Annotated in this window: 17 protein-coding genes; 6 read left to right on the top strand and 11 right to left on the bottom strand. The window is 63.1% G+C overall.

Translation table 11 applies throughout. From position 1 onward, the window contains the following. Positions 1 to 28: 28 nt before the first annotated feature. The 3 genes from OHL11_RS04260 to OHL11_RS04250 all read right to left on the bottom strand — a co-directional run bounded on the left by OHL11_RS04260 (position 29) and on the right by OHL11_RS04250 (position 4070). A complete protein-coding gene (locus OHL11_RS04260) occupies positions 29 to 838 on the bottom strand; it encodes a hypothetical protein (protein WP_263370229.1) in 810 nt (269 codons plus the stop codon). 126 nt (positions 839 to 964) lie between these two features. After that, the gene (locus tag OHL11_RS04255; protein WP_263370228.1) at positions 965 to 2953 is read right to left on the bottom strand and encodes a CocE/NonD family hydrolase; all 1989 of its coding nucleotides are present in this window, start codon (positions 2951 to 2953) and stop codon (positions 965 to 967) included. Positions 2954 to 3209: 256 nt separating this feature from the next. Beyond that, complete coding sequence (locus OHL11_RS04250) at positions 3210 to 4070, bottom strand: deoxyribonuclease IV (protein ID WP_263370227.1); 861 nt, start codon at positions 4068 to 4070, stop codon at positions 3210 to 3212. Between the two features lie 174 nt (positions 4071 to 4244). Here OHL11_RS04250 and OHL11_RS04245 point away from each other — a divergent pair, with 174 nt between their 5' ends. After that, the gene (locus OHL11_RS04245) at positions 4245 to 4760 is read left to right on the top strand and encodes a hypothetical protein (protein ID WP_263370226.1); all 516 of its coding nucleotides are present in this window, start codon (positions 4245 to 4247) and stop codon (positions 4758 to 4760) included. A gap of 149 nt (positions 4761 to 4909) precedes the next feature. Next, positions 4910 to 5344: a DUF6526 family protein gene (locus tag OHL11_RS04240; RefSeq protein ID WP_263370225.1), complete on the top strand. Its 435-nt coding sequence runs from the start codon at positions 4910 to 4912 to the stop codon at positions 5342 to 5344. A gap of 519 nt (positions 5345 to 5863) precedes the next feature. On the opposite strand, the gene OHL11_RS04235 is transcribed toward OHL11_RS04240, so the two are convergent. From OHL11_RS04235 to acpS, 3 genes are all read right to left on the bottom strand, one after another. After that, positions 5864 to 7039: a diflavin oxidoreductase gene (locus OHL11_RS04235; protein WP_263370224.1), complete on the bottom strand. Its 1176-nt coding sequence runs from the start codon at positions 7037 to 7039 to the stop codon at positions 5864 to 5866. Positions 7040 to 7199: 160 nt separating this feature from the next. Continuing rightward, positions 7200 to 8285 carry an MlaD family protein gene (locus OHL11_RS04230; protein WP_263370223.1) on the bottom strand — a complete coding sequence of 362 codons (1086 nt, stop codon included), beginning with the start codon at positions 8283 to 8285 and terminating at the stop codon, positions 7200 to 7202. Positions 8286 to 8521: 236 nt separating this feature from the next. Beyond that, positions 8522 to 8914 carry a holo-ACP synthase gene (acpS, locus tag OHL11_RS04225; RefSeq protein WP_263370222.1) on the bottom strand — a complete coding sequence of 131 codons (393 nt, stop codon included), beginning with the start codon at positions 8912 to 8914 and terminating at the stop codon, positions 8522 to 8524. 88 nt (positions 8915 to 9002) lie between these two features. Between acpS and OHL11_RS04220 the strand changes: the two genes are divergently transcribed. The 4 genes from OHL11_RS04220 to OHL11_RS04205 all read left to right on the top strand — a co-directional run bounded on the left by OHL11_RS04220 (position 9003) and on the right by OHL11_RS04205 (position 11768). Next, positions 9003 to 9425: a hypothetical protein gene (locus OHL11_RS04220; RefSeq protein ID WP_263370221.1), complete on the top strand. Its 423-nt coding sequence runs from the start codon at positions 9003 to 9005 to the stop codon at positions 9423 to 9425. Positions 9426 to 9612: 187 nt separating this feature from the next. Beyond that, complete coding sequence (locus tag OHL11_RS04215) at positions 9613 to 10323, top strand: ABC transporter ATP-binding protein (protein ID WP_263370220.1); 711 nt, start codon at positions 9613 to 9615, stop codon at positions 10321 to 10323. Positions 10324 to 10328: 5 nt separating this feature from the next. Further along, positions 10329 to 10601 (top strand): ComEA family DNA-binding protein, encoded by a 273-nt coding sequence (locus OHL11_RS04210; RefSeq protein ID WP_263370219.1) that lies wholly within the window; start codon positions 10329 to 10331, stop codon positions 10599 to 10601. Positions 10602 to 11027: 426 nt separating this feature from the next. Then, on the top strand, positions 11028 to 11768 hold the full coding sequence (locus OHL11_RS04205) for a DUF4397 domain-containing protein (RefSeq protein ID WP_263370218.1): 741 nt from the start codon (positions 11028 to 11030) through the stop codon (positions 11766 to 11768). Between the two features lie 226 nt (positions 11769 to 11994). Here OHL11_RS04205 and ahcY read toward each other — a convergent pair whose 3' ends face one another. The 5 genes from ahcY to OHL11_RS04180 all read right to left on the bottom strand — a co-directional run bounded on the left by ahcY (position 11995) and on the right by OHL11_RS04180 (position 18373). Next, positions 11995 to 13422: an adenosylhomocysteinase gene (ahcY, locus tag OHL11_RS04200; RefSeq protein ID WP_263370217.1), complete on the bottom strand. Its 1428-nt coding sequence runs from the start codon at positions 13420 to 13422 to the stop codon at positions 11995 to 11997. A 53-nt stretch (positions 13423 to 13475) separates the two neighbouring features. Beyond that, a complete protein-coding gene (locus OHL11_RS04195; RefSeq protein ID WP_263370216.1) occupies positions 13476 to 13877 on the bottom strand; it encodes a DUF1440 domain-containing protein in 402 nt (133 codons plus the stop codon). After that, positions 13878 to 14252: a hypothetical protein gene (locus tag OHL11_RS04190; RefSeq protein ID WP_263370215.1), complete on the bottom strand. Its 375-nt coding sequence runs from the start codon at positions 14250 to 14252 to the stop codon at positions 13878 to 13880. 161 nt (positions 14253 to 14413) lie between these two features. Next, positions 14414 to 15850, bottom strand: coding sequence for a sodium:solute symporter family protein (locus OHL11_RS04185; protein WP_263370214.1), 1437 nt, complete (start codon positions 15848 to 15850; stop codon positions 14414 to 14416). A gap of 48 nt (positions 15851 to 15898) precedes the next feature. Next, the gene (locus OHL11_RS04180; RefSeq protein ID WP_263370480.1) at positions 15899 to 18373 is read right to left on the bottom strand and encodes a TonB-dependent receptor; all 2475 of its coding nucleotides are present in this window, start codon (positions 18371 to 18373) and stop codon (positions 15899 to 15901) included. Between the last annotated feature and the right edge of the window lie 180 nt (positions 18374 to 18553).

Genomic DNA, 18553 nt, shown 5'->3' with positions numbered 1-18553 from the left:
GTACGGAGGTTGGCAAGGGGTGGTGCGATTACTGAGCGGCGGCAGAAGCCGCGCCAAACTCTTCGACCATCCTGTAACCCTCGGGGGCACGGAAGAGCGCCGGTGCGGGCTCCGTGACACTGAGATCGGACGTGATCAAAGTGGTCGAACTGGATGCCGGATGATCGATGCGGCGCTCCAGGATCATGTGGAGGTCTTGTGACAGCCACTGCTCGTCAGTGGAGCGAGCGTCAGCCGTGGTTGATGCCGTGGGATGGGACGGCTTACGAATGTAACGAATACCAATCACCTCAACGCCAGCGATCTTGCGTGTGCCGAGCGGCTCGGTGGCAGAGCCATCTGCGCTCTGCGTGGGGGTGCCTGTGGCTAACGCAAGTTGATTTGCCTCCCACTTTTGCCAGAAAGCGTCCATCGGAGACGAAGCATTTTGAGGATGCGCTGTTGCTGGCTTGAGATGCGAGTAATAAACGGTGTGAGACTGAGCATTGATACGCAGATAAAGAAGCGCAATGGGATCGAATATGGTGATGAAGGTATACGGTTCGCCCTGTTGCGGAGTGTGCTGAGATTCCTGACGCACCCTTCCCTCGGAGTCGCGGCTGAAGTGGATGACAGTAGTCGTGGTGCGTTTCCTGCCGTCGGTGCCGGTGGTCGTCGAGGTTTCGTTTTCGGTGACAGAGAAGGGACGGTTCTTGTCGATCCTCATGTTCTCCAGCGATGCACCGACGAGTGGATCGTTACGGAAGAGGTGGCGGCTTGGCGTCGGCGTGTTGGCAGGCGCTTGCGCGATGAGCGGCGCAGCGAAGGTGAAGGCCAGAATAGCGTCACGGAAAGCCATGAATTCCCTCTGCGAAACATTCTGCGCCCGAACCCTTCGCGTGGCGAGGGATTTTGTCTGGATAGCAACTGAAAAGGCGTCCCACACCTCGGCCTTGAGATGCGGGACTCCTGAATAGAAGTGCGTTTACTGTACCGGGACGATGGGCAGCGTGACGTAGCTGGCATCGCCGGAGGTGTGCCAGATGCGCTGCGTGGCCTTGGTGTAATCCGCGGGCTTCGCGTTGAAGATGTTCGGCACGAAGCTCTGCGGGTTGCGGTCGTAGAGCGGGTAGAGCGACGACTGCACCTGCACCATGATGCGGTGGCCAGCGGGGATCGTGCGCTCGATCATCGGCAGGCCGAAGGTGTAGGCCAGCGGCGCGTTCGGCTTCAGCGCTTCGGGCTTCTCGAAGCTGGTGCGGTAACGGCCGCGGAAGATGTCGGTCGCCATCGGCAGCTCGTAGCCGCTCATGTTGTACGGGTGCGGCACCACGCCGGGGTACGCGCCCTCACCGCTTGCGGGTTCGACATCGGTGTCGGGATAGACATCGATGACCTTCACCACCCAATCGGAGTCCGTACCGCTGGTCGAAGCGACGAGGTGGACGACGGGCTCGCCGGAGAGCTTCATCGGCTCGGTCAGCGGCTCGCTGACAAAGCTGACGACATCCGTGCGGCTATCCACAAAGCGCTGGTCGCCGACCAGCCACTCGCGCCAGCCGATGCCGTCCTGGTTTTCGCGGTCGAGCACAGGACGCTCACGGTACGGTACGGGCTTGGCCGGGTCGGAGACGTACTCGGTGAAGCGCATCTCGCCAGCGGCCTTTGCCGGAGCGTTGAAGCTCAGCTTCCCGCCAGCCGCCAGGTACACAGGCTTCGACGCGATCGCGCAGCCCTGCTCGCAGCTGGTGGGGAAGCTCTCGAGGCGGTCCCAGTGATTGGCGCCGGTGTCGTAGATGAAGACCGGCGGCGTGTGCGCGGGCTTGCCGTCGTTCTGCAGGTGCTCGTTGAAGAACGGGGTGACGATGTCGCGGCGCCACTCGGCGGTAGTGTCACCGGACCAGGTCATGGGGCCGAGGCCGAAGCCCGGGCGGTTGACCTGCGAATGGAACCACGGACCCATGGTGATGAAGTTCATGTTGTTGGCCTTGTCCTTCGGCTCCCACGCGCGGTAGGAGTGGATGGCGCCCCACATGTCTTCCTGGTCGTAGAGTCCCTGCTCCCACAGCGTGGGTACGGTCAGCGGCATCTTTTCGATGAGGTGATCGAGCGCCTGCGCCTTCCAGAAGGCGTCATAGGCCGGATGCTCCTTCATGATCTTCCAGGCATCGAGCTGGTCGGCGCCCTTGGAGCGGGCGAGATCTCCCGCCGAACCGATGGCGAGATCGTTCGCGTACTGGTCGCCGGGCAGCGTGTGAACCGGTACCGGCACACGGCCGCCGGTCTGGCCGATGAAGTAGTCGATGTTGGGCTGGCGGAAGGCGCCGTAGTGGTACCAGTCATCGCCCATCCAGCCGTCAACCATGGGGCTTTCCGGAACGGCGGCGCGCAGCGCGGGGTGCGGCTTCAGCAGCGCCATCACCACGGTGAAACCTTCGTACGACGAGCCGATCATGCCGACGCGACCGTTGGTTTCGGGGACGTTCTTCACGAGCCAGTCGATGGCGTCGTAAGCGTCGGTGGTGTCGTCAGCACCGGTCTTGTTGAAGCCGGAGTCGACGGGCGGCGGCGTCATCAGATACGCGCCCTCGGAGCCCCACTTGCCGCGCACATCCTGGTAGACGCGGATGTATCCGGCGCGGACGAAGTCTTCATCGGCGAGCGAAAGCTCGTCGATAAGGTGCTGGGCGTGGTCATCGCCCTTGCTGCGGCGATGATGCTCGGCGTCGTACGGCGTGCGCGTGAAGATGATCGGCATGTTCTTCGCACCGTGCGGCACGTAGATCACCGTGTAGAGCTTCACGCCGTCATGCATGGGCATCATGACGACGCGGCGGTCGTAGTCCTTTGCCGGCGATGCAGGCTGCGTGAAGCTCTTGGGCAGCGTGTCGTAGCCGATGGGCGTCTGCGCGTGGGCGGCGAATGCCGAAAGGCCGATGGCCAGGGCCAGGGCTGCGGTGCGAGTGAAGCGCATATTTGCTGCCTCCGTTTTGGGTGATGATACTGCGGTGGAAACCTGAATGGATGAGAAACGATCTCACACCCTTGTTCGTCATCCACGCAGGGAACGACAAACAAAAGCTCAGGCGGGTGATGACGACCGGGTGATGAAGGTTAGGTGCCCCATCCGTACGCGACTTTCTGCGGACGGGTGGGCGGCCACGGATACCAGAACATCCTGCAAACCCAGGCCTCAAAATCGAGACCCGGGGCACCCGTTGTGGAATGGCCTAGCCTGCGCTGAGGACGCGGAGCGTCATGACGTTGCGCTCGTTGTCACCTTCTTCGTCGTCCGGCGTCTCGGCGATGAAGGCAGTGTGCTCGAAGCGCGAGTCGTGCAGCAGACGGCGGAATGCCTCGGCGCCGATGGTGCCTTCGCCGATGTGTTCATGGCGGTCGAGCTTGCTGCCCATCGCGGCCTTCGCGTCGTTGGAGTGCCAGACCTTCACGGCCTCGAAGCCGATCGTCTGCGCGATCTGGCGCATCGTCTCTTCGTAGCCTTCGGCGGTGACGATGTCATAGCCCGCGACGTGCGTGTGGCAGGTGTCGAGGCAGACGTTGACGGGCATGTGCGGGCGCAGAATGTCGACAAGTTCGCCGACCTGCTCGAAGGTGCTGCCGAGCGAGAACTCGGCACCGGCCATGTTCTCCACGAGCAGTTCGAAGCCCGCACCAGCGAGGTCGAGTCCCTCGACAGCCTTCTCCACGCCTTCGGCGGCGAAGCGTAGACCTTCATCGCGCGTCAGCCCCTTCCACGAGCCGGGATGCAGCACGAGGTACTCGGCACCGAGCGCGAGGCCCTGCTGCACCTCGGCACGCAGCGCCTCGACGGACGACGCGCGCACGCTCTCGGTCTGCGAGCAGAGGTTGATGAGGAAGCTGGCGTGGATCGTCAGCGGGCCGATGTCGTAGTGTGCACGCAGCTTCTTCAGCTTGTCGGCGTCCTCCGGCTTCACGGCGGATTTCTTCCACGTGCGCGGGCTGGAGGAGAAGATTTGCAGAGCGTTTGCACCCGCTGCGTGGGCGCGTTCGACGGCCATCCAGGGGCCGCCTTGCGTGGAGAAGTGTGCGCCGATTCGCTTCTTAGACATAGGCGTTTAGGGTATCGCAGCGAGCTGAGAGATAAGAAATCAGAGAGAAGAGATGGCCACGGCGGCACGGCGAGCACCATCGCTCCAGCAAATTCGACGGCGTGTAGCATCCATAAGAATCGATGTTGCCATCTGACTCCACTGATCTCTTATCTCTGATTTCTGATCTCTCCTATGAAAGAAAAAGTCACCGTCCACGACTCCATGCAGAAGGGCTACACCTACTACCGCACGCGGCGCGCGGGCGATATGAAGGACCATCCCGAGTTCACGCCGTACTACACGCCGCTGCAGATGCTGCGCATGGGCGTCTTCGAGGGACGGTATCTTGACCCGAAGAGCGCGGAGTTCCCCGAGTCATGGCGCAAGCTCCTCAAACCCGAAAGCGATGTAGCGAACAACTACTTCGGCGTGAAGTCGCGGCGCTCGCTGGCGGATTGGCGATCGAGCGGATGGATCTTCAAGGAAGACCCGCGTGGGTGGTTCGAGTGGTATTGCCGCTTCTACATGGGGCGGCGCGGTGAGCATGATGCCAAGCAGATTGCGCGTTGGAAGAGCTTCGGCGCGCGGCACTCCGCGCAGGTGCGCAAGCACGCGCCGGCGCATGGAAACCCCGACCATCCCAACGCGCAGAAGCGTCTGAAGCAACGCCAAGGTTTGCTGCAGTGGGCGCATGATCCGCTGGTGTAGCCGCGACAGCCGGATACCTCAGGTCTCGCCTTTTAGACCTGGGTTTGCAAAAGGTTCGCGCTGTCCTCGCCGCTCACCCGGCGTGATCGCTGGTGGGAACGTAACCGGTAAGATCACGGAGGAACGGTCCACTGACCGCGGAGAACTTGATGGAGCAGCAGAATTACAGCAATCACGTACGGCGGGACATTCCCTTCATGGCTGCGGCCTTGATCTTTCTGCTGAACATCGGCGCGGTGTCGGTCTGGTACTGGCATCATCGCTGGCAGCATGCGCACAGCGGGCCGTGGGCGATTGTGGTTGCCGTGGCGTTGCTCGTACTGGTGATGAAGGTGCGGACCTATACGCTGACCGTGCAGGACCGCGTGATCCGGCTGGAAGAGCAGTTGCGCTTGACGCAGCTTTGCACGCCGAGCGAGATGGTCGAGTTGGAGTCGTTGACGGTGAAGCAGCTTGTCGCGCTGCGCTTTGCGTCGAATGCGGAGTTGCCGGAACTGGCCCGTCGCGCGGTGCGCGAGAAGATGGAGCCGAAGGCGATCAAGGAAGCCATCAAGAGCTGGCGCGCGGACCATCAGCGCGTGTAGGCAGCACGAACCGGTGCTTATGTCCCCGAGCACGAACGGGTGCTTATCTCTCCCAGCACGAAAGGGTGCCCCATGTCTCGATTTTGAGACATGGGTTTGCAGGATGTTTCTGGAGTGATCAGATTCGCGGCAGCCCCCAGTCCGCATGATGCCGCGTACGGATGGAGCACCCGGCGAGTCCAGATTTTGTGGTCTCCCACATCTCAAAATCGAGATATGGGGCACCCGGCATGTTCGACCGCATGATCAACTCAGGTCGAAATTCTCAACCGACATCTCGATACTCAACCAACATCGCAGTGAGGCAAGAACGGTAGGGCACGGCTTCAGCCGTGCCATTTTCGTTGCGCGCAGATCGGGGCTTTAGCCCCTGAGGTGAGCTTGGAGAGACGTGCTGGCGTCCACGGGCATCCTGCAAACCCAGGTCTCAAAATCGAGACCTGGGGCACCCGTTCGTTGCAAACGTGAAAACGGCCCACTCGGACGAGTGGGCCGTTTTACGTTCGTTGCGACTGAGGTCTAGTAGACGTCGCGCTGGTAGCGCTTGGCCTTCTTCATGTCGTTGAGGTACTCCTGCGCGTGCTCGGGCGTCTGGCCGGAGCCGTTCGCGATCGCGTCGAGCAGGGCCGTTTCGACGTCCTTCGCCATACGCGAAGCATCGCCGCAGACATAGAAGTACGCGCCTTCCTGCAGCCACTTGTAGAGCTCCGCAGCGTTCTCGCTCATGCGGTCCTGCACGTAGACCTTCTTGCCCTGGTCGCGCGAGAACGCGGTGTCGAGCTTGGTCAGCGTGCCGTCGGCCAGCATACCGTTCCACTGGTCTTCGTAGAGGAAGTCCGAAACGCGGCGCTGTTCGCCGAAGATGAGCCAGTTCTTGCCCTTCTGGCCGAGCGTCTGGCGATGCTCGAGGAAGGCGCGGAACGGCGCGATGCCGGTGCCCGGGCCGATCATGATCACCGGCGCGTTGGTGTCTTCGGGCAGGCGGAAGGCGTTGTTCTCATGCAGGAAGATCGGCATGGTCGCGCCTTCGGGAGCGCGCTCGCCGAGGTGGCCGGAGCAGACGCCCTGGCGATCGGCGCCGTGCGCGTGGTAGCGGATCACGCGCACCGTGGTGTGAACCTGGTCCGGGTGCGCAGCCTGCGAGGACGCAATCGAGTACATGCGCGGCGTCAGGCGCTGCAGCACGTTGAAGAGCTCCTGCGGGTTCTGCACCGCGCCGGGGAACTGCTTGACGAGATCGACGAACTCGCGGCCCCAGACGTACTCCTCAGCCAGGAGCTTGTTTTCCTGGCCGAGCAGCGCCTTCAGGTCAGCGGGAACGTTCTCGCCGAAGAGCTTGGCGTACTGGTTGACCGCACCGCGGGCGAGTTTGCCGATGCCGAGGCGCGTGGTGAGCGCTTCGTGCAGCGAAATCTCGACCTTGTAGTGATCGAGCACGCGCTCCGTACCGTTGAAGCCGAGGGCTGCGAGGTTCTCCGCCACCTGCTCTTCGCGGTTGGTGGGGTTGATGCCGACCGCGTCGCCGGGCGTGTAGGTCATGCCCTCTTCGAGCTCCAGCTCGATGTGGATCGTTTCCTTTTCCGACTCCGGCCCGGTCATGCGGCGGTTCACGAGAACGCGCGAGGTATAGGGCTGGTTGCGGGTGTACTTGCTGTGGGCCTTTGCGGCCGCGGGCGCGGTGGCGGTTTCACTCATGGTGCGTCCATTTTATCGTGCGGAAGACGATATAGGAGCATTAGAGTCCGTAATCTGCAACCGGTCGGGACCGATGCCCGCCCCCTGTGCGAAACCGCAGACAAGCAAACGGCCCGCATCTGCAGGCCGTTGCACTCACGCATCCCTTCGTAGACGACGCCTAGAACACCTTCATGTGGATGGTCAGGTACTTCTTCGGGTCCTGGCGGAACATGGTGACGAGCTCGTTGGAATTCTTCAACAGGTCATCGAGGTGGTTGTAGGCTGCGGGGTCAGTGGCGAACTTGCCGAGCGTTCCCTTGCCTTGATTCACGCCCGAGAGCAGGTCGTCGAGGTTGGTGACCGTGTGGTCGAGCTTCCTGGCAAACGCGGGGTCCTTGGAGAGCAGGCCGAGCGCGCCCTTGCCGGCATCGGCCTCAGCCAGCAGCGAGTTCAAGTGGCCAACCGACTGGTTCAGGTTGTTGTAGAGCGAGTCGTCCGTGAGCAGCTTGCCTGCCGAGCCCTTGCCCTGCTGCAGATTCGTGGCCACCGAGTCGAGCTTCGCCGCGGTGTCATTCAGGTGGTTGTAGAACGCGTCGTCATGCAGCAACTTGCCGGCGGAGCCGCGGCCGGCGTTGATGTTCGCCACCATCAGGTGCAGGTCGCGGATGGTGCCGTTGAGGTTGTCGAAGAGCTCGCGGTTCTTGATGAGCTGGCCGACAGTGCCCTGCCCCTGCTGGATGCCGTCGACGACGGCGTTGAGCTTGGTGAGCGTCGTGTTCAGCGTGGCGAGCGTGTCTTTGGACTGCGACATCACGGCGTCGAGGCCGCCGCCTTCATCCACCGGCAGCGTCATGCCCGTCTGGATCTCCGGACCAACGGCGGTGCGGCTGTCGAGGTTGACGACGGTGTCGCCGACGAGGCCAACCTTGCCCAGCGAAGCGATCGAGTCAGCGTGAATGTCCGTCTGGTACTTCGGGCTCAGCTTCATGATGACGTGCACCGGCCGCTGCTTGCGCGCGGGGTCGTGGGAGATCTGCACGTGCGTCACTTCGCCGATGGTGACGCCTTCCAGCTGCACCTCTCCGCCCTTCTTCAGGCCGTTGGAGGAGGAGAAGTAGGAGTCCACGATGATCTTCTTCGTGAAGAGGCTCATGCCCGAAGCCGAGGTCATGAGGAAGAGCAGGATGCACAACAGGGCAAGCGATGCCAACGTCAGCACACCAACCTTAAGCTGCGACCACTTCAATTCCTGCTGACTGGGCATAGACCTCTCTCTTGCGGCGGTTTGATATCTGTTAGAGCGCAGCTCGGTGGTTTTGGCTGCTTTTCTTTCAAAGTACAGGAGAGGCGAGGAGTAGGAAAGGCGAGGGAGCAGGAAGCAGGTCTGCCATACGGCCTCAGGCGGACGGGTGGGGATCCACGGATTTCTCCAGCATCCTGCAAACCCAGGGCTCAGAATCGAGAGCCGGCTCCCGGTCTTGCCCGACTTGCCCGCTTCACCTACTTTCTTTCATCGCCCTCCGCGATGACGATCGCCATGGCCTCGGTGCGGGAGTGGGTGAGGCTGAGGTTCAGGCGATGAATGCCGAGGCGATCGGCGATTTCGCGGGCGCGGCCGTGGAGGACGAGCTCCGGGCGCTGGCCGGGTTTGCGCGTCACCTCGAACTCCTTCCAGTTCACGCCGCGGCTGATGCCGGTGCCGAGTGCCTTGGCTCCGGCTTCCTTCGCGGCGAAGCGGGCGGCGAAGCTTTCGGCGGAGGTCTTCACCTTGCGCTGGCAGTAGGCGATTTCGCCTTCGGTGTAGACGCGGCCAAGGAAGGCCGGGCCGAAGCGAGCCAGTGAGTGCTCAATGCGCGCGATCTCGATGAGGTCTGTGCCGATGCCGATGATCATGTGGCCAGTGTAGCGGTTGCGGCCACCGGTCGCGGGCGCGGCAGGGTGTCCGATGAAGAGGAGGCAGGACGCGTTACCCGGACCCCTTATGTCTCTTCCTCTCGAAAATCTGGACGGCCTCAGGAGCCGTACCGATGAACCGCTCGCCGAACCGCTGCTGTTGCTGACGGCGTTTACCTATGAAGACCGCCGCAAGGTGCTCGCCGACGCCGTGGACGCGCTGGAACGCAGCGGATGCTGGGTGCTGGGACGGCGCAACCTCTCCGCCACCGAAGTACAACTGCGGTTCGAGCTGGCGGTGCGGGAGGCGCTGGAGGTCTACGCAGCGCTGATCGCCAGCGGTTTGGAGCTGACGCGCGACAGTCACCTGAGCCTCCACGCGCTGTGCACGCTGCGGAAGTATCGGCAGCGCGCGGCCGAACATCGTGTGGTGACGCTGGGGTTGGCGATCAGCTTTCTGGACGAGGTAAATCTGGCAGCGGAACTGATGCCGCGTGCGGGAGCCGCTTGAGAAGCGAGGGGATAGGGTTTAGGGGGTAGGTTGTAGGGGATGGGTGTAGACCACGGCATCGCGCTACGTAGGTATGCGGCCCTGGGTGTGAGTGAACCCACGACATCGCGGCAAGCCCGCAGGTGCGCCTATCCCCGAAACCCGATCCCCTCCCCACGCGCTGCAACCAGCTACACTAAGAAGCGTCATGAGCCTTTCTCCCGCACCGATCATTGAAGCGTCGCAACTGGGTAAGACCTACCGCACCGGCAAGTTGGAGGTGCAGGCGCTCAAGAACGCCAGCTTCTCGATCAATCGCGGTGAGTTTGTCGCCATCGTCGGGCCTTCGGGCTCGGGTAAGTCGACGCTGTTTTACATTCTGGGCGGGCTGACCTCGCCGACCGCCGGTTCACTGCGCATTCAGGGACAGGATTTCTCGCGGCTTTCGGACGCGGAGCGCACCAAGCTCCGCCGTGCGCACATCGGCTTCGTCTTCCAGCGCTTCAACCTGCTGCCGACGATCTCGGCGTATGACAACATCGAGCTCGCGCACCAGATCGCCGACACCGGCAAGCCGTTCGACAAGGCTCTGCTGACCGAGCTGAGCGGCCTGCTGGGACTCGAGGGCCGCCTGCAGCATCGCCCCAATGAGCTTTCCGGCGGACAGCAACAGCGTGTGGCGATCGCGCGCGCGCTGATCACGCGTCCGGCGATTGTGCTGGCCGACGAGCCGACCGGCAACCTCGACACCGAAAACTCGATCGCCGTGCTCGAGATGCTGCGCAAGGCAAGCCGCGAGTTCAACCAGACGGTGTTGATGATTACGCATAACCCCGAAGCCGCACAGATCGCCGACCGCATCATCACGATGCGCGACGGCCAGGTGACGGGGATTGAAGCGGCGCGTGGAAGCCTCTAAGGCCGATGCGCGCGCGCTGGGTTTCCGTGCTGCTACTGGGCGCCGCGATGGCGTCCGCGCAGCTTTCTGACGGCAAACTCGACCTGAATACGGCTTCTCCGCAACAACTTGCGGGCCTGCCCGGCATGGGCAAGGAGTACGTGCGGCGGGTGATCGCCGGGAGGCCGTATACAGCGAAAAATCAGTTGGTTACGCGCGGCGTGCTGCCCCAGCAGGAGTATCTGCGGATCGCAGATCTGGTCGTCGCCCACAGGCCCAAGCAGCCTGTGGAAAAATAATTTCCGCTCGGATGCCAATTGTGTACTGCGGCGTGTATTATCTCCGTCGCAGCAAACAAGAGCTAGCCCTGTGGTGTGAGCTGAGACAATGTCTCGCCGACCACAGGGCTGATTTTTTGGTGGCCGCCTGTTGAGGCAGCTAAGAGCCAACGAGCCGAGTGCCGCCCCTCAACGCTTCTGTGGGCTTGCCGGATTGCGGCGGGCCAGGCTTCTGTGGTCTCCCACATCGCAGGATCGAGATGTGGGCAACCGGCTTTCGTGGCTTTGCGAGCGAGACATAGATCCCCTGCGGCGATGACAAACAAAGCTCGCGCTCGACTTCGCTTCCGAGTCAGGCGAGCACAAAGCGTTCCGCGAATGCACCGAAATCGGGTAAGCTGTCAGAAGCTTCCGGCGTTGAGCCTGACAGCCTGAATGGAACCATGGATGCCGGTGTTTGACGTGCTGACATTTCGGAAGTGTGCGCTGCGCCTCGCAGCGGCGGCGGTCGCTGCCGTCGGCCTTTCCGGTTGCCAGAGCGTGCAGGGCACCAGCTCCACGACCGCAGGCATCCGCTTCGTGGCGGCTTCGCCCGACGCACCCGGCCTCGACTTCCTGCTGAATAAGAACGTGCAGACCTATAACCTCGGCTACAACTCCTACACGCCGAACTATCTGTATGTTTCGCCGGGCACCTACACCGTGGCGGCAGCGCAGTATGGCGCCGACACGACCTCCCTGGCCTCCACGAGCCTGACGATCCAGACGGCGAAGCACTACACGGCGATCGCCGCGAATGTGCAGGCGAGCATGCAGCTGATCGCTCTGACCGACCAGTACGGCCCGGCGCCGAGCGGCCAGTTCAGCATTCGTCTGGTGGACCTTTCGACCGCCACAGGCGCGTTGGATATCTACCTGATTCCGACGGGTAGCACGATCGTGACGACGAACCCGCTCTACACCGGGCTGACGTTCTCGGGCACGACGGGCTACATCACGGTGCCGGCGGGAACGTATCAGCTGGAGATCGTCGCGAACGGCACGGTGGTGACCACCACGACCGTGACGTACTACACCGGCTCGCAGACGACGTTTGCGTCTGGCGCGGTGCGCACGATTCTGATAGACGACAACAAACTGGTGACGAACCCTGTACTGCAGGCGATCACGCTGGCGGACTACAACTAGAATCTTTGGACCGGTGTTTTGTTTGGCCTGCGATGATCGCAGGCCTTTTGCTTTTGTGACCGAGGGGGAATCCTGCAAACCCAGGTCTCAAAATCGAGACCTGGGGCACCCGTTCGTACACGTCGAGACGGAGTGCACCCAATCCTGCTGACAAAAACAGAAAGGCCGCCATTGCTGGCGGCCTTCGTGTTTCCTGGACCCTGGGCCCTAAGCCCTGACCCTCGCCTTAGTAGCGGTAGTGGTCAGCCTTGTACGGGCCGTCCGGCGAGACGCCGAGGTAGTCGGCCTGCTTCTTCGAGAGCGTCGTGAGCTTCACGCCGATCTTCTCGAGGTGGAGGCGGGCTACTTCTTCGTCGAGGTGCTTGGGGAGTACGTAGACGCCGACCTTGTAGGTGTCCTTGTTCTTCCAGAGGTCGAGCTGCGCGAGCGTCTGGTTCGCGAAGCTGTTCGACATGACGAACGAGGGGTGACCGGTGGCGCAACCGAGGTTCACCAGGCGGCCTTCCGCAAGGATGAAGATCGACGGGCCGCCCGGGAAGGTGTACTGATCGACCTGCGGCTTGATGTTCAAGCGCACGGCGTCGGAGCCTTCGAGCTCGGCCATCTGGATCTCGTTGTCGAAGTGGCCGATGTTGCAGACGATGGCCTGGTCCTTCATCTTGCGCATGTGCTCGAGCGTGATGATGTCGAGGTTGCCGGTGCAGGTGACGTAGATGTCGCCGCGGCCGAGCGTGTCCTCGATCGTCGTGACTTCGTAGCCTTCCATCGCAGCCTGCAGTGCATTGATCGGGTCGATCTCGGTGACGATGACGCGAGCGCCAAGGCCACGCAGCGAAGCCGCGCTTCCCTTGCCCACGTCGCCGTAGCCGCAAACAACGGCGACCTTACCGGCGACCATGACGTCGGTGGCGCGCTTGATGCCGTCCACGAGCGACTCGCGGCAGCCGTAGAGGTTGTCAAACTTCGACTTCGTGACCGAGTCGTTGACGTTGATGGCGGGGATGAGGAGCTTGCCCTCTTCCATCATCTTGTAGAGGCGGTGGACGCCGGTGGTCGTCTCTTCGGAAACGCCGCGCCACTCCTTCACGGTCTTGTTCCAGCGCTGCGGATCTTCTGCGTGCACGGCCTTCAGGAGCTTCTTGATGACAGCCTCTTCGGTCGAGTGAGCTTCTGCGTCGACCCACTCCTTCTCACCGTTCTCGAGCTCGTAGCCCTTGTGGATGAGCAGGGTGACGTCGCCGCCGTCATCGACGACGAGCTGCGGCCCGAGGCCACCTTCGTGACGCAGAGCCTGATCGGTGCACCACCAGTACTCTTCGAGCGTCTCGCCCTTCCAGGCGAAGACGGGAACGCCAGCGGCAGCGATGGCAGCAGCAGCGTGGTCCTGCGTGGAGAAGATGTTGCACGATGCCCAGCGGACCGTGGCGCCGAGCGCGACGAGCGTCTCGATGAGCACGCCGGTCTGGATGGTCATGTGCAGCGAGCCGGTGATGCGCACGCCAGCGAGCGGCTGCGACGGTGCGTACTTGCGGCGGATGGCCATGAGGCCCGGCATTTCGTGCTCGGCGATGGTCAGTTCCTTGCGGCCCCAGTCGGCGAGAGAGATGTCGGCGACCTTGTACGGCAGGGTCTGCGTGAGTTCGGCAGTAGGCATGTGTCGTAGTGCTCCTTGCGTTATTGCGTTCGCTTGCAAGGATATCAGGGGTGTTAGAGCAGGGGGCGAACGATGCCGCGCACCTTCTCCGCGACAACGCCATAGACGATATGCGTCGCGGCTTCGGCGGTTTCTTCGCCGAGCGTCTCGTCCTCTGCCGCAGGGGCCATGCCGAGCGCAGGCAGCACACCGCGCTGCGTTACGGACATGAGGGTAAGACCGAAGGCTGCGCCTTCCTTCGCCGTCGCTGCGGGGAAGAACTCTGCGACCGCACCGTAGGCTGCCCCGGCTGCGATGCCCACGCCCCAATGCATTTCGGCCGAGGCGCTGTCGGCGCGTTCACGATGCTGCGGGCCGAAACGCTCGGCTGCAGTCTTCGCGGCCGTGGCAACGAGGCCGGCGATGGCTCCGGCTAGGAGCCCCTTCCAGAGAGAACGTTCCTGCGACTTCGTCATCTAGCGTGAAGCTCCGTGCAAAAGTTGGTCCGTCATGGCCGCTGCGTGGTGTGAGAAGACGTGCATCGCCGAGGCGACGAGGCGGTCGGTGTCGATGTCGTCTTCCTTCTCGCGGTAGAGCGCATCCTCGTCTGCGCCGAGGTCGATATCGTCGGCATCGTCGTCAAGTTCGCCGTCGTTCTCGAGCTCGGCGTCGGAGTCTGCACTGTCGTCCGTGTCGCGCGCATGCAGAGCCTGCTGCTCTTCGACATTGTCGCTGGAGCCTTCGGAGCCGGGCGTGGGCTCGATGAACTTCGGATCGTTCTCGAAGGTTGCGGTGGCGTCATCGCCGATCTGCTTGATGGGGTCGATGGGATCGTTCGTAGCAGCAAACATGGCAGTCCTCCAAGGGCGTTTCGCGCGCCGTGGTGGATTGGATGCAGGTTGAGGAGCCGTGGTGATCTGGAGAGGAAGACTCGGACGCGTTCGCCGATCTTCGCTTGCCTCCTGTGAGCCCAGGTCTCAGAATCGGGACCTGGTGTTTTGTGGCGTTGCGACTAGCCTTCGAAGGGCCGCAACTTCGCTTCGCTCGGTGCGGGTGTGGCGAGGCTTACGCAAACGAGGCCGATGAGCGAGAGGATGAGCGCCGGGAGGATCGCGTCACGCTGCGCAAGCACTGCGGGGAGGTGCGGCGCGACATACTGCCAGCTCACCGTGACTGCGGTTCCCGCGGCGATCGAAGCCACCGCGCCTGCGGCGGTCGCGCGACGCCAGAAGAACGCCGCGAGGATCACCGGCGTCAGCGCAGCCGAGTAGATCGTGTATGCATAGAGGCTCATCGCCAGCACGCTCTTGATGCGCAGCGCCTGCAGCAGCGCCCAGCAACCCAGCGCGACCACCATGAGGCGCGAGACGCCGAGGATTTCGCCGTTGCCTGCCTCGGGGCGGATGTAGCGCACGAAGACGTCGTTGACGAGATTCGTCGCGGGCGAGAAGAGGTAGTTGTTCGCAGTCGAGACGACCTTCGCGAAGATCGCTCCGACGAGCAGCGCACCGAGGATGCTGAGCAGCGGTGAGCCGCCAAAAGCATGCGTCGCGGTGTATGCGAGAATTTCGCGCGGATGGTCGGCGACCTCACCGGTGCGGAAGAGCGCCGAACCCACGACGGCAACACCAACGATCACGGTTTCGAGGATGATCGTGCCGATCATCCAGCCGCCGACGGCGACGGTCGCGTCGCGCTCGGTCTTCGCCGAGAAGAACTTCTGGTACATGCTCTGATTGCCGAGCATGAGCAGGCACGTCGGCAGGAAGAGCTCGAGCGCGGCGATGGGTTTGATCTCGCCGAAGGCCGTGAAGTGCGAGGCAGGCAACGCTGCGTGCACGCCCGACCAGCCGCCAGCGAGGTGGATCAACACCGGCAGAGCCACGATGAGCGTGATCGTTGCCAACATGCCGATCACGACGTCCATGTAAGCGACCGAGCCCATACCTGCGATCGCCGTGAAGACGATGACGAAGCCCGCGAGAATGTACGCGCCGTGCGTGGACGAGATGCCCGGGAAGATGAGGTGGATGATGTCGCCGCCGCCGATGAACTGGTAACTCGTGATCGCGGTGTACGTGAACAACACGGCGATGACGCCGAGCAGGCGCGCGGTCTGGTTGTAGCGCGACTCCAGCAGATCAGGGATGGTGAACTGCGCGAACTTTCGCGCGCGCGGTGCGATGAAGTAGATGAGCAGCAGCCCCGCCCATCCGCCTGCGGCCTGCCACAGCGCACCGAAACCGTGGCGGTAGGCGTTCTCGGCACCGCCGAGCAGCGACCCCGAGCCGATCCAGCTGGAGAGCAGCGTGAAGACGAGCACGAACGCAGGCAGCGAGCGCCCGGCGACCAGGTAGTCGGCCTTGGTTTTGACCTTGCCGAGCCGCGCCAGCGAGACGCTGAGCAGCGTGATGACGATGATGCCGAGGACGATCGCGTAGAGGTTCATGCTTGTGCGAATGATACTAGCGTGAGCCTCTACGCGGTGGCCGTAGAGTTAGAAGCCGAGCTGCAGACCGCTGGAGATGGTGCGCGGCGTGCCGATGTGGGCGACGTTACTGCTGGCGTTGGTGCCGGTAATGTCTCCCGCAGCGATCGTCGAGTAGTAGCGCGTGTCGGTGATGTTCTGGCAGTTGAAGCGCAGCGTCGCGAGCATCTTGTGCACGGTGCGCGCGTAGCGGAAACCGAAGTCGAAGGTGCTCGATCCGGGTGTGGTGTGCAGGTTTTCGTCGTCCTGCGGACGCTGCCCGATGAACTGCCATGAGCCCGTGAGACTGAGACGCTGCACGCCGGGTACGCGGTATTCACTGTAGAGACCAGCGCGGTAGCCGGGGATACCGACGAAGCGCTTGCCGTCCGTGGCGGCGATCTGCGTGCCGTTCAGGCGGGAGTTCAACGCGGTGAAGCCGCCGTCAATCAGCAGACGGTTGAAGAGCGTGCCCTGCGCCTGCAACTCTGCGCCGAAGTTCACCTGCTGGCCGACGATCTTGAAGATCGTTTGCGTCGCGCTGCCGTTGTACGCGACCGTGTTGGCGAACGGACGCTCCAGGCGGAAGAGCGCGGCGGTGAAGGCGATGGGGCGCGGATCAGACTTCACGCCCATCTCCCACTGCTTGCTGCGGTAAGGCGCAAGCGACTGCCCGCTGTTGACGAGCGCGGCTGAGGTCGGCGCGAGATCGCCCTGCTGCAGGCTGCTGGCGAAGGTGCCGTACGCGGTGAGCGTCGAGCCGAACTTGTAGAGCACGCTGGCCGAAGGGCTGATGCCCTGCTTGTTCGAACCACTGGTACGCGCGTTGGTGCGGGTGGCAGCGGTCCAGGTGTAGTTATCCGCGCCGATCCAGTCCTGGCTCGCGGCGACGCGGATGCCGAGGCCGTGTGGGAAGTGAATGAAGTCACCGAGGTTGAAGCCCTGCTGGTGCACGACCGCGCTCTGGCGAAGGTCGGTGTTCTTCGGCAGGCCCGCCGCCGGCGGCGCGAAGATGACCGGATGCGCCACGTTCGCGGTGCCCAGCAGAACGCTTGCAGCCGCAGGTGCGGTATAGGCGTACTGGTTGAAGCGGTAGCCTTCGCTGGCAACGACGACATCCTGCTGCAGGCCCCATTTGCGGAGGATGCCGGTGATGTAGCCGAGGTCGCTTTCCACGCCGAAGCGCGGGGCAAAGCCGGTCGCCAGCGACTGGCGATAGTCGCCGTTGTTGGAGGTGATCACGTTCACCGGCGTGTCGATGAAGCGGTCAAGGCGTTGCGCAAGGCCGCCGGCGGCGGCGTGCCAGTTCGGCGAGAAGTCATGCAGAATGCGCGCGCTGGTGCTCTGTGTGGTGAGGTTGACACCGGCATACGCCTGGCCGAAGCCGCGCACGCGTGGGTCAGGAGCAGCGGGCAGCACGAAGCTCGGTGCGGGGTTCTGCGTGGTGCCGCCGGCAGCGGTGTTGGGTCCGTAGGTGAACCAGCCGGGGTAGCCACGCTGCACGAGGTCATAGGCGCTATAGTGGGCGTCGATCGTGGTCGTCGGCGTGATGCGCGCGTCGAACGCGAACATGCCGAGGCGGCGGCGCAGACGGCTGGCTTCGACGAACTGCGTGCCGTCGCCGAAGAGCAGGTTCGTGCGGTAGCCGAACCACTTGTGCTTGCCGAGACGGTCGGAGAAGTCGCCGTAGATGGTGCCGACGGAGGACGAGTCCTGCTCGAGGTAGATGTTGCGCGTCGGCGCGTCAGTGGGGCGCTTCAGCACGAAGTCGAACATGCCCGACGGGTTCGCAGGGCCGTACATCGCGGCGCCGAGGCCGTTCTGCACCTGCAACTCCTGGTATTGCTCCATCGGGTTGGCGCCGGTGATCGCCATCGCCATGCCGTCCATGCGGGTGTTCTGCGCGATGGAACCCTGCATACCGCGCGTGGCGGGGCGCAGAACTTCGGGGCCCTGCTGCTCGGTGAACTGCACGAGCGGCATGTAGTGCATGGCGTCGCGGAAGCTCTTCACCTGCAGGTTCTGCAGCAGGTCGGCCGACGCGGTGGTGATGACGGCGGGCTGGTCGACGATAGGCGTTTCACCGAGCACGCCGCGGTCGACGCGGTCGATGTAGTAGCCCTGCGCCGTGGTGCCGGTTGTGGGTGCAGTCACGGTGACACTCGCATCGCTGCGGGCGCGCGTGAAGATCAGGTCCTGCGCGAAAGCCGGACCGCTGACGACGCGGAGCTGCAGCGAGACCGGCTGGAAATCGGCGCGCTGCGCGGTCAGTGTGTAATTGCCGGGCGGCACGTTCGTCAGCGTGTACGTCCCGTTCGCGTCCGTCGTAAAGCGCAGGTGCACGTCATCGCCATCGAGCGAGACCTGCGCGTTGGCTACGGGAAGCTGCGCGGCGTCGCGCACGATTCCCCTGACGCTGCCCGCGCTTTGCGCATGAGCTGCAGTTACCACCAGAACAGGCGCGGCCAACAACACCGCACTACCGAAAACGCCACGTCGCATCACAGAAAACAAGAAGCTCTCCTCAACCATTGCGGCACGGCCTTCGTTCTCTCTGCATTGAGCGATACGAGGCTCCGGCCATATGTGTCTTTATACGATTTTAGTCGTAGAGAGAGATTTTCAGCTTGGGCGCACAAAAGAACGCCGGCTCCTCACGTAAGGAGCCGGCGTTCGGTACTGCTT

This window comes from Granulicella cerasi, from assembly GCF_025685575.1.
Lineage (GTDB): Bacteria > Acidobacteriota > Terriglobia > Terriglobales > Acidobacteriaceae > Granulicella > Granulicella cerasi.
Note: the sequence above shows the minus strand (reverse complement) of the source record. Positions and strands in the feature narration are given on the sequence as shown.

Bases quoted from the DNA above. Each gene is read 5' to 3' on its own strand.
- OHL11_RS04260 (WP_263370229.1), bottom strand. From the start codon at position 838: ATGGCTTTCCGTGACGCTATTCTGGCCTTCACCTTCGCTGCGCCGCTC.
- OHL11_RS04255 (WP_263370228.1), bottom strand. From the start codon at position 2,953: ATGCGCTTCACTCGCACCGCAGCCCTGGCCCTGGCCATCGGCCTTTCG.
- OHL11_RS04250 (WP_263370227.1), bottom strand. From the start codon at position 4,070: ATGTCTAAGAAGCGAATCGGCGCACACTTCTCCACGCAAGGCGGCCCC.
- OHL11_RS04245 (WP_263370226.1), top strand. From the start codon at position 4,245: ATGAAAGAAAAAGTCACCGTCCACGACTCCATGCAGAAGGGCTACACC.
- OHL11_RS04240 (WP_263370225.1), top strand. From the start codon at position 4,910: ATGGAGCAGCAGAATTACAGCAATCACGTACGGCGGGACATTCCCTTC.
- OHL11_RS04235 (WP_263370224.1), bottom strand. From the start codon at position 7,039: ATGAGTGAAACCGCCACCGCGCCCGCGGCCGCAAAGGCCCACAGCAAG.
- OHL11_RS04230 (WP_263370223.1), bottom strand. From the start codon at position 8,285: ATGCCCAGTCAGCAGGAATTGAAGTGGTCGCAGCTTAAGGTTGGTGTG.
- acpS (WP_263370222.1), bottom strand. From the start codon at position 8,914: ATGATCATCGGCATCGGCACAGACCTCATCGAGATCGCGCGCATTGAG.
- OHL11_RS04220 (WP_263370221.1), top strand. From the start codon at position 9,003: ATGTCTCTTCCTCTCGAAAATCTGGACGGCCTCAGGAGCCGTACCGAT.
- OHL11_RS04215 (WP_263370220.1), top strand. From the start codon at position 9,613: ATGAGCCTTTCTCCCGCACCGATCATTGAAGCGTCGCAACTGGGTAAG.
- OHL11_RS04210 (WP_263370219.1), top strand. From the start codon at position 10,329: ATGCGCGCGCGCTGGGTTTCCGTGCTGCTACTGGGCGCCGCGATGGCG.
- OHL11_RS04205 (WP_263370218.1), top strand. From the start codon at position 11,028: ATGCCGGTGTTTGACGTGCTGACATTTCGGAAGTGTGCGCTGCGCCTC.
- ahcY (WP_263370217.1), bottom strand. From the start codon at position 13,422: ATGCCTACTGCCGAACTCACGCAGACCCTGCCGTACAAGGTCGCCGAC.
- OHL11_RS04195 (WP_263370216.1), bottom strand. From the start codon at position 13,877: ATGACGAAGTCGCAGGAACGTTCTCTCTGGAAGGGGCTCCTAGCCGGA.
- OHL11_RS04190 (WP_263370215.1), bottom strand. From the start codon at position 14,252: ATGTTTGCTGCTACGAACGATCCCATCGACCCCATCAAGCAGATCGGC.
- OHL11_RS04185 (WP_263370214.1), bottom strand. From the start codon at position 15,850: ATGAACCTCTACGCGATCGTCCTCGGCATCATCGTCATCACGCTGCTC.